The organism is Polaribacter filamentus (genome assembly GCF_002943715.1).
In the GTDB taxonomy this organism is placed as follows: domain Bacteria; phylum Bacteroidota; class Bacteroidia; order Flavobacteriales; family Flavobacteriaceae; genus Polaribacter; species Polaribacter filamentus.
This window is the reverse complement of sequence record NZ_MQUA01000013.1, coordinates 198627-213425: the sequence shown is the minus strand read 5'-3', so window position 1 is coordinate 213425 and position 14799 is coordinate 198627. Positions and strand designations below refer to the sequence as shown.

17 protein-coding genes are annotated in these 14799 nt (G+C 30.0%); 5 read left to right on the top strand and 12 right to left on the bottom strand.

Features of this window, described 5'->3' with window-relative positions; genetic code table 11:
• Positions 1-34: 34 nt before the first annotated feature.
• From BST83_RS03085 to rsfS, 6 genes are read right to left on the bottom strand one after another with little or no spacing between them, the layout of a single operon-like run.
• Positions 35-307, bottom strand: a complete 273-nt coding sequence (locus tag BST83_RS03085; protein WP_240614630.1) for an acyl-CoA-binding protein — start codon at positions 305-307, stop codon at positions 35-37.
• On the bottom strand, positions 282-938 hold the full coding sequence (locus tag BST83_RS03080; protein WP_104808527.1) for a phosphatidylserine decarboxylase family protein: 657 nt from the start codon (positions 936-938) through the stop codon (positions 282-284). The genes BST83_RS03085 and BST83_RS03080 overlap by 26 nt, the downstream gene beginning before the upstream one ends.
• A gap of 2 nt (positions 939-940) precedes the next feature.
• Positions 941-1735 (bottom strand): phosphatidate cytidylyltransferase, encoded by a 795-nt coding sequence (locus tag BST83_RS03075; protein ID WP_104808526.1) that lies wholly within the window; start codon positions 1733-1735, stop codon positions 941-943.
• Positions 1736-1792: 57 nt separating this feature from the next.
• Positions 1793-2320: a hypothetical protein gene (locus BST83_RS03070; protein ID WP_240614629.1), complete on the bottom strand. Its 528-nt coding sequence runs from the start codon at positions 2318-2320 to the stop codon at positions 1793-1795.
• A 7-nt stretch (positions 2321-2327) separates the two neighbouring features.
• On the bottom strand, positions 2328-4334 hold the full coding sequence (gene ftsH, locus BST83_RS03065) for an ATP-dependent zinc metalloprotease FtsH (protein WP_240614628.1): 2007 nt from the start codon (positions 4332-4334) through the stop codon (positions 2328-2330).
• A 21-nt stretch (positions 4335-4355) separates the two neighbouring features.
• Complete coding sequence (rsfS, locus tag BST83_RS03060; protein WP_104808525.1) at positions 4356-4724, bottom strand: ribosome silencing factor; 369 nt, start codon at positions 4722-4724, stop codon at positions 4356-4358.
• An 87-nt stretch (positions 4725-4811) separates the two neighbouring features.
• On the opposite strand from rsfS, the gene BST83_RS03055 reads away from it, so the two are divergent.
• On the top strand, positions 4812-5543 hold the full coding sequence (locus tag BST83_RS03055) for a biotin--[acetyl-CoA-carboxylase] ligase (RefSeq protein WP_104808524.1): 732 nt from the start codon (positions 4812-4814) through the stop codon (positions 5541-5543).
• Here BST83_RS03055 and BST83_RS03050 read toward each other — a convergent pair.
• Together BST83_RS03050 and pyrE are read right to left on the bottom strand one after the other, a co-directional pair.
• Positions 5540-5929, bottom strand: coding sequence for an orotate phosphoribosyltransferase (locus BST83_RS03050; RefSeq protein WP_104808523.1), 390 nt, complete (start codon positions 5927-5929; stop codon positions 5540-5542). The genes BST83_RS03055 and BST83_RS03050 overlap by 4 nt on opposite strands.
• A gap of 12 nt (positions 5930-5941) precedes the next feature.
• Complete coding sequence (pyrE, locus tag BST83_RS03045) at positions 5942-6583, bottom strand: orotate phosphoribosyltransferase (protein WP_104808522.1); 642 nt, start codon at positions 6581-6583, stop codon at positions 5942-5944.
• Positions 6584-6590: 7 nt separating this feature from the next.
• On the opposite strand from pyrE, the gene BST83_RS03040 reads away from it, so the two are divergent.
• Positions 6591-7187 (top strand): NUDIX hydrolase, encoded by a 597-nt coding sequence (locus BST83_RS03040; protein ID WP_205853544.1) that lies wholly within the window; start codon positions 6591-6593, stop codon positions 7185-7187.
• A gap of 305 nt (positions 7188-7492) precedes the next feature.
• Entirely contained in the window at positions 7493-9154 is a 1662-nt protein-coding gene (locus tag BST83_RS03035; RefSeq protein ID WP_104808521.1) for a SulP family inorganic anion transporter, read from the top strand.
• 57 nt (positions 9155-9211) lie between these two features.
• Here BST83_RS03035 and BST83_RS03030 read toward each other — a convergent pair whose 3' ends face one another.
• A complete protein-coding gene (locus BST83_RS03030; protein ID WP_240614627.1) occupies positions 9212-11404 on the bottom strand; it encodes a DUF3427 domain-containing protein in 2193 nt (730 codons plus the stop codon).
• Positions 11405-11525: 121 nt separating this feature from the next.
• On the opposite strand from BST83_RS03030, the gene BST83_RS03025 reads away from it, so the two are divergent.
• Entirely contained in the window at positions 11526-12404 is an 879-nt protein-coding gene (locus tag BST83_RS03025; RefSeq protein ID WP_104808411.1) for an IS982 family transposase, read from the top strand.
• Here BST83_RS03025 and BST83_RS21350 read toward each other — a convergent pair.
• Genes BST83_RS21350 through BST83_RS03015 form a run of 3 tightly spaced genes read right to left on the bottom strand, consistent with a single transcriptional unit; the run spans position 12401 to position 13956 of the window.
• Positions 12401-12724, bottom strand: coding sequence for a DEAD/DEAH box helicase family protein (locus BST83_RS21350; RefSeq protein ID WP_367889138.1), 324 nt, complete (start codon positions 12722-12724; stop codon positions 12401-12403). The genes BST83_RS03025 and BST83_RS21350 overlap by 4 nt on opposite strands.
• Before the next feature lie 7 nt (positions 12725-12731).
• Entirely contained in the window at positions 12732-13565 is an 834-nt protein-coding gene (locus tag BST83_RS03020) for a DEAD/DEAH box helicase (protein ID WP_367889137.1), read from the bottom strand.
• Complete coding sequence (locus tag BST83_RS03015; protein ID WP_104808520.1) at positions 13558-13956, bottom strand: (deoxy)nucleoside triphosphate pyrophosphohydrolase; 399 nt, start codon at positions 13954-13956, stop codon at positions 13558-13560. The genes BST83_RS03020 and BST83_RS03015 overlap by 8 nt, the downstream gene beginning before the upstream one ends.
• Before the next feature lie 443 nt (positions 13957-14399).
• On the opposite strand from BST83_RS03015, the gene BST83_RS03010 reads away from it, so the two are divergent.
• Positions 14400-14798 carry an HU family DNA-binding protein gene (locus BST83_RS03010; protein WP_104808519.1) on the top strand — a complete coding sequence of 133 codons (399 nt, stop codon included), beginning with the start codon at positions 14400-14402 and terminating at the stop codon, positions 14796-14798.
• Position 14799: the final 1 nt, after the last annotated feature.

Here is a 14799-nt window from a genome sequence, read left to right as displayed (position 1 = left end):
ATAATAATTATTTTAATACTCTTTTTTAATTTGTTTAATATTCTTTGGCAAGTTTTATGTATTTTCTTTTTGCTTTTTCTGCAGACATACCATTTAATTGCATCCAAGCATTAAATTTAAAGGCACTTCTTACATCTAAACCACTATTAAAAGAGAATTTATTACCAAAATTTGCTTGCTTGTAATAAGCATAAAATTTTAGCATTATATCAGAAGCAACCGCTTTTTTCAACTTAGAAATTTTGTCGAAAGCAGCTTTATACTCTATATCTAATTCTATTTTATTTTTCTGCGATAACTTGGACACCACCTTTTACTTTATCTCCTAAATTTACGTTTACCTTAGTTCCTATTGGCAAATAGATATCAACCCTAGAACCAAATTTAATAAAACCTGCATCAGTTCCTTGCACAACTGTATCTCCTTCTTTAGCATAATTTACAATCCTTTTAGCTAAAGCCCCTGCAATTTGTCTATATAAAATTTTTCCAAAAGATATATTTTCTATAACCACGGTAGTTCGTTCGTTTTCAGTGGATGACTTTGGATGCCAGGCAACTAAAAATTTTCCTGGATGGTATTTGCTATATTTAATAATTCCGCTCATAGCATATCTTGTAATATGCACATTTATTGGAGACATAAAAATAGAGATTTGTAACCTTTTATCTTTAAAAAATTCTGGTTCCTCAACTTCTTCAATGACAACAACTTTACCGTCTACTGGAGCTATAATTTGAGTATCGTCTATATTTGTAAACCTTTTAGGGTTTCTAAAAAATTGCAATACAATAACTACAAAGCCTAAAACAATTACTTGAATAGTTTTTACCAACCAAGTAATATCAATAAATTTTTCTACTAATAAAATTGACGAAATTGCAATAATAAAAGTGATTGAAATAATTTTATACCCTTCTTTATGAAAACGAATCATTTTTAAATAATAAAGTTAATATACAAATATACAAATGGCGCAGCAAATAACAAGCTATCTAATCTATCTAAAATACCACCATGTCCTGGCATTATAGTGCCACTATCTTTTATTTTAGCCTGTCGTTTAAATTTTGATTCCACTAAATCTCCAATAGTACCAACTACAGAAACAATTAGGCCTATAATTAGCCAATCTAATACAGAAAAATCAAAATTAAGTTTACTTATTAGAAAAGCCGCCAAGAGCGAAAAAGTTAAACCTCCGAGAAAGCCTTCAACCGTTTTTCTTGGTGATACTGAAGGAAACAACTTACGAAATCCAAAATTTTTACCAACTAAAAAAGCAAAGGAATCATTTATCCATATAATGGATAAAATACTTATCATTAAATAGGGGTGGAAACTATTTTTATGAAACGGAAGTAAAACCAAAAAACACATAGAAAATATTACATATCTAATTGTTACTCCTAATTTAGACCGATCATTAGAAAAAGTAATTTGTTTTTTTGCAAATAATTGATACACCAAAAACAACGAAGAAAATAACGTTACGGCCAAAACTATAAGCGTAGCATAACTATTTTGCCTTTGGATCATCAAAAATAGAACGAAAGCATAAAAAATATAGGATGCGTAGTTTTTTAATGAAATCATTTTTGTGAATTCCCAAATACATAAAAATCCACATATAGTAATCAATACTATATAAGATTCTTTTGATAATAGAATCGCAGAAATAAATATTAAAACATAAATTATTCCAGAAAGACTCCTTCTTAAAAGGTGGCGCATATTATAAATCTTCTAATAGCAACAAATATAAGTTTTTTGAATTACTGTTGCCATAGTTTAAAAATTATCATCATTATTATTAATAATATAATTTTTTATAGCCGATATGTTTGTGGGCAAACGCTCTGTACTATTCGTCTTTATGCCTGTTAAACCTTGACCTGTATCTTTAACCAGTTGACTCGTAGTTGCGTACACAATAAAATTTTCTGAAAAGTCCTTTAACCTTGTACTACCTAATTGATTTGAAGAAAATAGAATATCTCCATTATCCGCAATTAAATGTTCGCAAGAAGTAAGTATTGGCGTATTATCGTTAAATTTAGGTGTTACTTTAACCGTATTTTTATCAAATAAAGTAACTAAACTTGTATCTAACAAATAAACTTCATCCCAACCATTCTCAGAAAAGACTTTTTTTAAATTATCAATGACTTCCTCCGCATTTAAACAGTATAAAAACTTACCTTCTTTTTTAACAAAATTATGCACAAATAAATCGTCAAGAGATAACTTTACATCTTGATTTTCTATTTCTCTATCCTCATGTATTTGGATATTAAAGAGTCTTTTTAAGAAATTCATTTAAAACCTATTCTTCTGAGATTTTATCAACTACTGTTGTATCTAATTCTTCTGTGTTATTTTCATTAACTACTGGTGCCTTACTTTCATCTTCCTCTACTTCTTCCACTTCATCAAAAGGTCTTTTACCAAATATTTCTTGTAAATCATCCTTAAAAATAACTTCTTTTTCTAATAGCAATTCTGCTAATGCTGTTAGTTTTTCTTTATTTTTATCTAAAAGTTCAATAGCTCTTTGATATTGAGTCTCAATCATTTTAGAAATTTCTTTATCAATTTTTCTACCAGTTTCTTCGCTATAAGGTTTTACGAAAGCATCATTCCCTGAAGAGTCATAATACGTAATATTACCAACTTCCTCATTTAAACCATAGACGGTAATCATTGCTCTAGCTTGTTTAGTTACTTTTTCTAAATCGCTTAAAGCTCCTGTAGAAATTTTATTAAACATCACTTTTTCTGCAGCTCTACCTCCCATTGTAGCACACATTTCGTCTAACATTTGTTCGGTTTGCACAATCATTCTTTCCGCAGGTAAATACCAAGCAGCTCCTAAAGACTGCCCTCTTGGCACAATCGTAACTTTTACTAAAGGTGCAGCGTGCTCTAACATCCAACTTACAGTTGCATGACCCGCTTCGTGAAACGCAATTACTTTCTTTTCTTTGGGTGTAATTACTTTATTTTTCTTTTCTAAACCACCAACAATTCTGTCAACAGCATCTAAAAAATCTTGGTGATGAATTGCTTTCTTACCAGTTCTTGCAGCAATCAAGGCAGCTTCATTACACATATTTGCAATATCTGCACCAGAAAAACCTGGAGTTTGTTTTGCTAAAAAACCTATTTTAACATCATCTGCTAACTTTAATGGTTTTATATGAACTTCAAAAATTTCTTTTCTTTCATTAATGTTTGGTAAATCAACATAAATTTGTCTGTCAAAACGACCTGCACGCATTAACGCACTATCTAAAACGTCTGCTCTGTTGGTTGCAGCAAGTACAATAACGTTCACATCGGTTCCAAAACCATCCATTTCAGTTAATAGCTGATTTAAAGTATTTTCACGTTCGTCATTACCACCAGTCATGTTGTTTTTTCCACGAGCTCTACCAATAGCGTCAATTTCATCAATAAAAATAATAGATGGTGATTTTTGAGCCGCTTGTTTAAATAAATCTCTAACTCTAGAAGCTCCAACACCCACAAACATCTCAACAAAATCTGAACCCGATAAAGAGAAAAAAGGAACGTCAGCTTCTCCCGCTACTGCTTTTGCTAACAAAGTTTTCCCTGTTCCTGGAGGACCTACTAATAAAGCTCCTTTTGGAATTTTACCTCCTAATGAAGTATATTTATCCGGATTTTTTAAAAAATCAACAATTTCTTGTACTTCTTCTTTTGCGCCTTCTAAACCAGCAACATTTTCAAAAGTAGTTTTTACTTTCGTGTCTTTGTCAAATAATTTAGCTTTCGATTTTCCGATGCTAAAAATTTGACCTCCACCGCCTGCTCCACCACCTGCACCAGACATTCTTTTCATAAAAAACAACCAAACTGCAATTAAAATGATAAATGGCAGAAAACCAAGAATAGCATCAAAAATACTCGTGCTTTCTTTGTTATCAACATCAACAATTAAATTATTTTCTTTTTTAATCGTTGCAATATTTTCCTCAAAAGTTCTTAAATCTCCAAAATTATATTCGTACACAGGAGAACCAGGCCTATAAAAGGTTGCAGAAGTTTGCTTTACATGCTTCGCTTTTTTAAGGGCATCTGCTGTTAAAAACAATTGTGCAACATCTTTATTAATAACTACAATTTCTTTAATGTCGTTGTCTCTTAGTATTTCTTCAAATTTATTTTTTGAAATACTTTTAGAAGCCAAATCTCCACTACTAAAAAATTGCACTGCAATTATTACTATAAAAATCGCCCCATAAATCCAGTATGAACTAAACTTAAACTTGGGTAAATTTGATTTATTTTCTTTATTTGAATCGCTCATTTTTTATAAAAATCAATAGGATTAAACTGGATTTATTTCTGTAATTTTTGCATCGCCCCAAAGGCTTTCGATGTCATAAAAGTCTCTAACATGCTTTTGAAATACATGAACAACCACGTTAACGTAATCCATTAAAATCCATTCAGAATTTGTTTGACCTTCTATATGCCAAGGTTTGTCCTTTATTGTTTTACTAACTACTTTTTGAACAGAACCAGAAATTGCATTTACTTGTGTATTAGAATTACCAGAACAGATTATAAAATAATCACAAACTGTATTTTCTATTTCTCTTAAGTCTAATAATAAAATATTTTCTCCCTTAACATCATCTATCCCTTTAATAATCACAGAGATTAAATCATCGATGCTTGCTTGCTTTTTTGCCATTAATATTTTTTCTAATTTAGTGCAAAGTTATTATTTTTTTGCGAGTATTTTATGTATTATTGAACTAGTTTACACTTTATTTAACACTTGAAAATAATCAAACTTAATGCCACCAATTCTACCAATTCTTTTTTAAAAGAATTAGGGCAAGATACTGCGCTAGAAAACTTTACGATTGTAGTTACAAATGAGCAAAAAAAAGGTCGCGGTCAACAAGATAGCCAATGGGTCTCCGAACCTTTTAAGAACCTTACATTCAGTGTTTTTACAAATGAATTTGATTTAGAGATTAGACATCAAAAATATTTAAATTTTGCAATCTCATTGGCTCTTTTTAACACCCTTTCAAGTCATAAAATCCCTAATCTTTCTATAAAATGGCCAAACGACATTTTGTCAGCAAACAAGAAAATTTGTGGTATTCTTATAGAAAACAACATTAAGGGCCCTAAAATTAATAGTTCTATCATTGGAGTTGGCTTAAATGTAAACCAAGAAAGATTTCTAGATTCCTTAAATAATGTATCTTCTTTAAAAAATATCTGCAATTTAGAATTTGATTTAGACCTCTTATTGCTAGAAATTATTAAAAATTTAAAAAAGACAATACACCTACTCTTGTTAAACGAATACCTAAAATTAGAAACTGATTATTTAAATGCTTTGTATAAAAAAAATATACCAGCGATGTTTAAAGACAAAAATGGCTTGTTATTTATGGGCAAAATTATAGGTGTTTCTAAGTATGGTAGTCTTCAACTTGAATTAGAAGATGAAACCATCAAAGAATTCGGAGTTAAAGAAATTTCTTTTCTTTAAAGTTTCTCTAAATTATCGGTTAACGTTTCAATAAAATTTGTCAATGGTTTTTTGACCATCATTGCCATCATCATATTAAATTCTCCGTTAAAATCTAACTGAACTTTAGAAGACGCTTCATCAATCTCATCAATATTTGCCACCAATTCAAAACTTAACTTACTACTTGCCGCGCCTAAAGTTATGTTAGAAAATTCTGTACTTTCTTTTAAAACCAATCTTATTTCTGGCATTCCTTTTAATCCGAAGATAAAAGAATCGCCATCCACTTCAAACTTATGAATAGATATTGGCATTAATTGTTCAAAGTTTTTTAAATCTGATAAAAACTTAAAAGTTTCTTTTTGAGATTTATTTACTACTACTTTTGTACCACTAATATTCATGTTATTTGTTTTTTATTGTTTCCATTGACTAGGGTTTGCACTCCATTCTTGCAATGTATTTAATTCTTTTTCAGAAATGTAATCACTATCTAAGGCTTGTTCTAGTAAGTTTTCATAATTACTTAGTGTAGTTAAATGAATGTTTTTTTCTTTAAAATTGTCTGCAGCAATTTGAAAACCATAGGTAAAAATAGCAACCATTCCTTTTACGACAGCTCCAGCTTCCTTTAAAGCAGCAACAGCATTTAAACTGCTATTTCCTGTGCTAATTAAATCTTCTATTACCACCACATTTTGACCACTTTCTAAATGCCCTTCAATTTGGTTTTTTCTACCATGACTTTTAGGTTCTGGTCTCACATATACAAACGGCACCCCTAATTCTTGAGCAACCAAAACACCAATAGCAATTGCGCCCGTTGCCACGCCGGCAATTACATCTGGCTTACCATATTGCAATTCAACAATTTTAGCAATTTCTTCTTTTAAGAAAATACGAACTGAAGGAAAAGACAACGTAATTCTATTATCGCAATAAATAGGAGATTTCCAACCAGAAGCCCATTGAAATGGATCACTTGGACTTAACTTTATTGCTTTAATTTGCAATAAATGTTCGGCTGTTTTTTTTGCGTTATCTTTGTTTAAAATCATACTGCAAATGTATACAGTTTTTGTAAATGATAAACCAATTATTATTACATCTTCTTTAAAAAAAGAAAATAATTTTCCGGTTTACGACTTTCAAAATATTGTTTTTGATGAAATCCTTCACAAACTAAAAACCGAAACGATAAAAGGTATGAACCTCTATTCTTCTGATTTGAAGAATGATTGGCCTGTTTTCCTGGAGAATATGGACGTTATTCCTGCCGCAGGCGGCTTGGTTCTAAATCTTAAAAAAGAAGTGTTATTTATTTTTAGAAATAATTTTTGGGATTTACCAAAAGGAAAAATTGAAAAAGGAGAAAGTACTGAAACTGCTGCAATTAGAGAAGTTGAAGAAGAATGTGGCATTTTTAATTTAGCAATCGAAAAGAAATTAATTACAACCTATCATATTTATTTTTATAAAGGAGTAAAACTAAAGGAAACACATTGGTTTTTAATGAACTCAGATTTTGATAAACAATTAGTTCCACAAACGGAAGAAGGAATTACAGACGTTTGTTTTAAAAATAACACGGAGATTCATGAGGCTTTAAAACATACTTTCGAGAATATTAAATTAGTTTATAAATCGTATCAAAAGATCTAAATTAATCCGTTGTGCATTTTGAGTTAAAAAATCTCTTTCAATGTTAGTTTGAGTGATTTTTTCTTTAAAAAATGAATAAAAATCAAACATAAGAGAACCTATTTAAGAGCTAAAAGTTCTTGTTTATAATTTCTAAAAGTGAAGCCATCTTGATTCTTAAATACAACAAAGTAATTTTATAATGAAGCACAAATAAAAGAGCCCATTTACTTCGAAATTAACATCCAATATTTATTAACTCCTACGCACCAAGCCTATCTAAAAAAAACCAACTACCTTTGCCGACTTTTAAAAGCTACTAAATTATGACTGAATTCATTAGAAAAATAATACCAAATGCTAAAGACGATGTGTTAGCAGGAATCACCGTTTCTTTAGCGATGATACCAGAAGTGGTAGCTTTTGCATTTGTGGCTCAAATAGATCCTTTAGTTGCACTTTCTGGTGCATTTATCATCGGATTAATTACTGCTGTTTTTGGTGGAAGACCAGGTTTAATTTCTGGTGCTGCAGGCGCCGTTGCTGTTATTTTTGTAAGCATGATTTCTGAAGGTCATACAAAAGGAATGTTATTTAATACACCAATAGACAACATGGGGTATTTTTATTTACTTGCCTGTGTTATTCTAATGGGAGTGATTCAAATTCTTGCAGGAGTGTTTAAATTAGGTCGTTTTGTACGTTTAATTCCGCATTCTGTAATGATGGGATTTGTAAACGGATTAGCAATTGTTATTTTCTGGGCACAAGTAAAAATGTTTACACATAAATCTTTAAAGGTTTCAGAAAATGGTGTAGACCAATATGTAAGCACGTATATGTTTGGTAAAGAGTTATACATTATGCTAGGCTTGGTTGGTTTAACAATGGCAATTATTTGGCTATTACCAAAAATCACAAAGAAATTACCGGCATCTTTAACTGCTATTTTAGTAACTACCTTTATTGTTGTTTTTTCTGGCATAGAAGTTACAACCGTTGGTTCTTATATTATTGAAGGTGGCGGAACGGGTTTAAAAGGAGAATTCCCAACACCTAATTTAGAGCTTTGGCATAACTTACCTTTCAATTTAGATACCCTAACATTTATTTTGCCTTTTGCATTTTTAGCCGCTTCTGTAGGATTGATAGAGTCTTTAATGACGATGAATTTAGTGGACGAATTAACGGAAACTAGAGGAAACGGAAATCGAGAATGTGTTGCGCAAGGTGCAGGAAATATTGTAAGTGGTCTTTTTGGCGGAACTGGTGGTTGCGGAATGATAGGACAAACTGTAATTAACATCAATGCGGGTGGTAGAGGACGTTTATCCGGAATAATAATGGCGTTAACGTTACTGACTTTTATTCTTTTTACTGATAAATTAATAGAACAAGTGCCCATTGCAGCTTTAATTGGCGTAATGTTTATGATGGTTATTGAAACTTTTGCTTGGTCTAGTTTTAGAATTTTAAAGAAAATACCAAGATCTGATGCTTTTGTTCTAATCATCGTTTCTTCGGTAACCGTGGTATTCGATCTTGCCATTGCTGTATTTGTTGGTGTTATTGTTTCTGCATTGGTTTTTGCTTGGGAAAGCGCTAAAAAAATTAGAGCTAGAAAACGTTTTAAAGAAGATGGTACTAAAGTGTATGAAATTTGGGGGCCACTATTCTTTGGGAGTATTGCCGCGTTTAATGAAAAGTTTGATGTTAAAAATGACCCAGAAAAAGTAGAAATAGATTTTGTAGAAGCACGTGTTTCCGATCATTCTGCCATAGAAGCTATTTATGCCTTGGTAGAAAAATACCAAGCCGAAGGTAAAAAAATTACGTTAAAACACTTAAGTGAAGATTGTAAGGTGCTTTTACACAAAGCAAGCCCAATTTTTCTAGATATTATAGAAGAAGATATTGATGACCCTCGGTATCATTTAGCGGCAAACCCAGAGAAGTTTCCGAAACCTTTGAAAGAGTATAAGTTTTAGAGGAATATTAAATATATAATTAAAAAAGCTCAACTGGTAAACGTTGAGCTTTTTTAATTAATCTAAGACTTTTACAAATTCACTTATAACACTCATTTCTTTAGCACTTTCTTCATCAAGAATTATACTTTTAAAACTTTTATCATAGGAATTAGGCTTAAGTAAAATTGAATCATGGCGATATCCTTCCTCTGTAATAGTTTTTACACTTGAATATGTTTTAACAGTAAATGCGGAATTAAAATCTGGGTCGAAAGAATCTCTATTTTCTATTAGTAAAATTTTGCCACTACGAGAACCTGTTACATTTTTTTTGAATATGCAAATTGAATTGTTTGGAATTGTTTTATTCATTGAATCCCCAATTACTCTACAAGCGAAATAATCATCAGATGCATATCTTTCTTGCACAGGAATTAAGTTGTATTGTTTTTCATCTTGCATTTCACTAAAATTACCTGCTGCTGCATGAAAATCATATAGCGGAATTGTAAATTGGAATGTCTTTTCTTTTTTTTCTATTAATTTTATTTCATGTTTAGAGTTGTTTTGAGGTAGTTTTTGCCTTTTAACTGCTGTAATATAATTGTATAAGTCATCTTTTACAGGTTGTTCTAATAGAAACTTAAAATGTATAATAGGTTTTCCTGAATCTGGCATTTCTGCTTGCTGAATAGAGTCCTTTATGATTGATGCATCTCCCATAAAATAGAAATCTGTTCCTTCAGCATCTTCTTTTTTTACGAATAATAATATGCGTTTTGAGGCGACTACATTTTTTATTTCTTGACTAGATAACTTTCTATTTGACCTTGATTCCCATGCGAAAACCGAAGGAGTAACGAAGTAGTCATTATACTTTATAGTATTTTCAATATCATCAGATTTATGATAAGTTACAAAACAAGGAGTGACTTCATTTCTTGTTCTATATCCATAAACAGTGCTACTTACATCATTTTCCCAGTTCAACAATCTGCAAACATCTTTACGACTATACTTATTGAAAAGTAGCAGTCCATCTCTGTAATAATCTTTATTGAAATTTTTATTGAAGTTGTGAATTGAATAGTTTACAGAATCAAACAAGAATTCTCTAAAAGTGGTGTTTGTAATTAACTTTATAAATTCATCATAAAATTTGAAAGTATTATTTTCTATAAAAATGACTTTCTCTTCCTTTCGGATAAAGCTGAAATTGATATTTGAAATACATGATTTTATTGTTTCTATACTTGGTCTATATTGGTATTTATCAAATATTAATTCATTTAACTTTGAAATAGTGAGTTCATTGCTATTAAGTAGTTCTTTTAAAATAATGCTTTCTTCAATTCTTTTTGCATTGTTTATTTCTTTAGAAAAGAGTTCTAATAATTCAGAGAGCCTTTTATCTAGTGATTTATCAAATGTTTTATCAACCTTGTTAATGAAATTAAAATATGATTTAGAATATTCAATGAATGAGAAAGGGTCTCTTGAATTATTTTTTACAAAGTCAATCATCATTGGAATACGTCCAATTCTGCTTTTTAAATTATTGTAATCTATTTTTAAATCCGTTAATAATTGCATCTTTGCAGAATCAATTGAAGCATAGATTCGTTCTTTAGTGATTTCATCAAAATTGATTGTTGATTCTCCCGGAATCATGCTGCTGCCCTCTGAAATCAACTTTCTTATTTTGTCTTTATTGAAGGAGGTGTCTCCATATAAAGCTATTGGTATTAAATAATTATTTTTATAATTCCCAATAAAATCAATGATAGTTAAGTAATACTTGTTCTCGGTTTTTCTTAATCCTCGTCCAAATTGCTGTATGAATATTATAGCTGATTGGGTCGGACGAATCATAATAACTTGATTGATTTTTGGTATATTAATTCCTTCATTAAAAATATCAACAGTAAAAATATAATCTAACTTTATTGATAAATCGTCACTTTCTAATAACTCTATGGCTTTTGTTCTTTCGTCTTCTGAACTATCTCCAGTTAAAGCAATTGTTTTGTAACCTTTTTGGTTGAATTTATCTGATAATTCTTTTGCTTCATTTTTTTTGGAACAAAAAATTAGACCTCTTGTTAACCCATTATCAGAACCATAAAAGTCAATTTTAGAAATAATTTTATTAACTCTTTCTTCAGATGTTAAAAGTCTGAAGTCAGATTCATTTTCAAGTATTTCGTCGTTAACAGATAAATCTGTTACACCATAATAATGAAAGGGAATAAGCATATTCTCTTCCATTGCTTTATTCAATCTTATTTCATAAGCTATAACCCGTTGTGCATTATAAATAGTTAAAAAAAGTTATTCATTTGACTATTAAAAGTCGTATATTTAATTGACAATCAATCGATTAAATACGATGAATAACTTTAGAGCAAATTACGATAAAATTTTAGAAGTCTTAGCCACAATTACAGAAAAGGAACAATTTTTACGTCAAAACAGGAAACCAAAACTAAAAGACATTGAATTAATCGCTATGAATTTAACAGCAGAATATATGGGTATAGACAGTGAATGTCAGTTGTTTCGGGATATTCCAGAATATTTGTTTGCTAAAATAGAGCGATCAGTTTACAATAAACGGAAGCGAAAATTATTTTTTGCCATTGAATTTATAAGAACTCAACTCTCCAATAAGTTCACGGAGTTTGAAAACTATTATGTAGTAGATAGTATGCCTTTGGAGATTGTAAAACTCTCAAGAAGCGGGAGAAGTAAAGTTTGTAAAGAGTACTTTTATTCAGCCCCAAATAGAGGTTATTGTGCTAGTCAAAACATGCATTATTATGGCTATAAAATACATGCTGTTTGTTCTATTGATGGCGTGTTTAAAAGTTTTGATATTAGCAAAGCTTCTGTACATGATATTCATTATTTAAAAGACATTAAAAATCAGTTTAATAACTGTGTGGTTTTAGGGGACAAAGGATACCTAAGTGCGGACTATCAGTTAGATTTATTTGAGAGTAAACAAATTAAATTAGAAGTTCCAATGCGTAAAAATCAACAGAATTACAAAAAACAAACGTATATTTTTAGGAAGAAAAGAAAACGAATTGAGACCTTGTTTTCTCAACTTTGTGACCAGTTTAAAATACGGAATAATTATGCGAAAACTTTTGAAGGTTTTAAGACAAGAATTCTCTCAAAATTAACAGCACTAACTATCATTCAATACATTAACAAATTTGTTTTTAATAGGAATATAAACAATTTAAAAGTCAATATTGTTTAAATGCACAACGGGTAAGCTATATTATGGTCGTATAAACTATAAATTTCTTTGTCGTCGGTTCTATCAGGTGTTGCCGTCATACCAAGAAGAAAACTTGGCTTAAAATATTCTATTAATCTAATATATGAATCTGCTCCTGAACGATGAGACTCATCTATAATAATATAATCAAAAAAATCTTTATCAAATAATCCTAAATGATTTGATTTTGAAATTGTTTGAACCGTTGAAAACACAAAGTCTTTATCTAATTCTCTTTGATTTCCAGAATATAATCCCATTGTTTTTGTCTTTCCGAAAACTGACTGAAAAGTCCCCATTGCTTTTTTAGCAATGTTTAATCGGTGTACAACAAATAAGAGTTTTTTTTGGATTAAAGGCTTTGGCATCAAAAGCAGCTAAATATGTTTTACCTGTTCCTGTTGCAGAAATTATTAGAGCTTTATTATTTTCTTTTCTTACGTTTTTTAAGTTCTCTAATGCTTCTATTTGCATCGAGTTTGGTGTTATTTCTATATTGAGTTCTTTAAATAATTCCTCTTCACTTTTTTTGTAAACTAAAAATTGCTTTTTGTAAATCTCTTCATATTTTTCAATATATGTCTCATTTACAATTTCTCCTATTTCAAAATCATCTTGAAACTCTTTAATTACTTTATCGACTAAGGAACTTGAGTTTCTTGCAGAAACTTTAATATTCCATTCTTTATTCGTAGATAAAGCAGAGGAAGTTAAATTGCTGCTTCCTATGACTAAATTATAGTATTCAGAGTGCTTAAAAATATAACCTTTAGAATGTGAGTTTTCTTTAGTTATAATTTTTAATTCAATGTTCGGAAATTGTAAAAGCCTTTTTAGAGCTTCGGGTTGTGTGAAATTTAGATATTGAGAAACAAGAATTTTTCCTTTTACACTTTTTCCTTCAAGTTTTTTAAAAGTATTTATTAAAGCAGCTACTCCGCTTGTTGTAACAAAAGCAACAGATATAAAAAAGCTTTCACAACTTTCTAACTCTTTTATAATTGTTGTTAATACTTTCTTTCGCGGAATTTTTCTGTTTACCAATAACTCCGGTTGATAAAGAGCATCAGAATCTAAAGATTTGTCAATAAACCCTGTTAGTAAACTACCTTTAAAATTATCATTAAATGATTTATTCATTCTCAATTAATCTATTAACTATTGGAATATCCGCCTCAGCCCAATCTAGTTTATCTAAGTTTTTTATTGTTAGCCATTCAGAAGAAATGTGCTCGTTTAATTGAATATCTTTTGTTTTAGAATAACATTTAAAGCTATGCATTGTTAGTTCAAAATCAGGATATTCATGAATAACTGTTAAAAATAATTCGTCTATTTTAATTGGTGTAAAATTTAACTCCTCTATAAGTTCTCGCTTTAATGCTTCTATTTTTGATTCGCCTTTTTCAATTTTACCACCAGGAAATTCAAATTTTTCCGAAATATAACTTAGTTTGTCTTTAGGTCTCTGAACACAGAAGATTTCATTTTTAAAATAAACTATTGCTGCTACAACCTCAATCTTATTCATCTACTTTTTTTTGATTAATTACATAAACTTCAGATCTTAATTAACGGATAATTAGAGTTTCTAATTTAGAAACTCTAATAAAAGTTTCCGTAAGGCAACTAAAGTAAAAAAACTATTTACAACATCTCTTATAATACTCAGTAAAGTTATAATAAGTTTATAGGTTGGTAAAACCTTAAAGGTTCTAAGTGCAAGCAGCCTCCCAATCTCCGTTAACACGCTCCCCTATCTATTTTATCAGCGACTACATACTTTTACAACGCGCATACGTATCTATTTTGTAAATATACTAGTATAATTACACAAATTTACTAGTATAAATTTAAGATTATACTAGTATAAATTTTAAAAAAATGTAGTATTTTTACAAAAGATGTGCGTAGAAGCTTTGCACACACTAATTTAAAGTATATAAAGATAAAAATACAAAAAATAATTAAGAAATGGCAATACGGTATAGAATCACCAAAAGAAGCAATAGCATACAAAACAAAAAGGAACAATACATTATGCAAGCAGTTACTACTGGCACGCTAGATTTAGAATTTATTAGCGATGTAATTAGTAATGAATGCAGTTTGCATAGTGTAGATGTGCAAGCTGTATTAATTGCGCTCGGTAAAAAGTTAGATTTTTATTTACAACAAGGTAATATTGTAGACTTGGGTGCTGTTGGCAAGTTTAAAATGGGCTTTAAATGCACCGCGGAAGAAGACCCAACGCTATTATCGCCAAAACGAAATATTAAAAAGTACCACGTAAATTACCAACCTTCGGTAAAATTAAAACGAGTATTAAAAAACGGAATTACCACTTATAGAGAAGGAAGCAGGAGTATTTAAT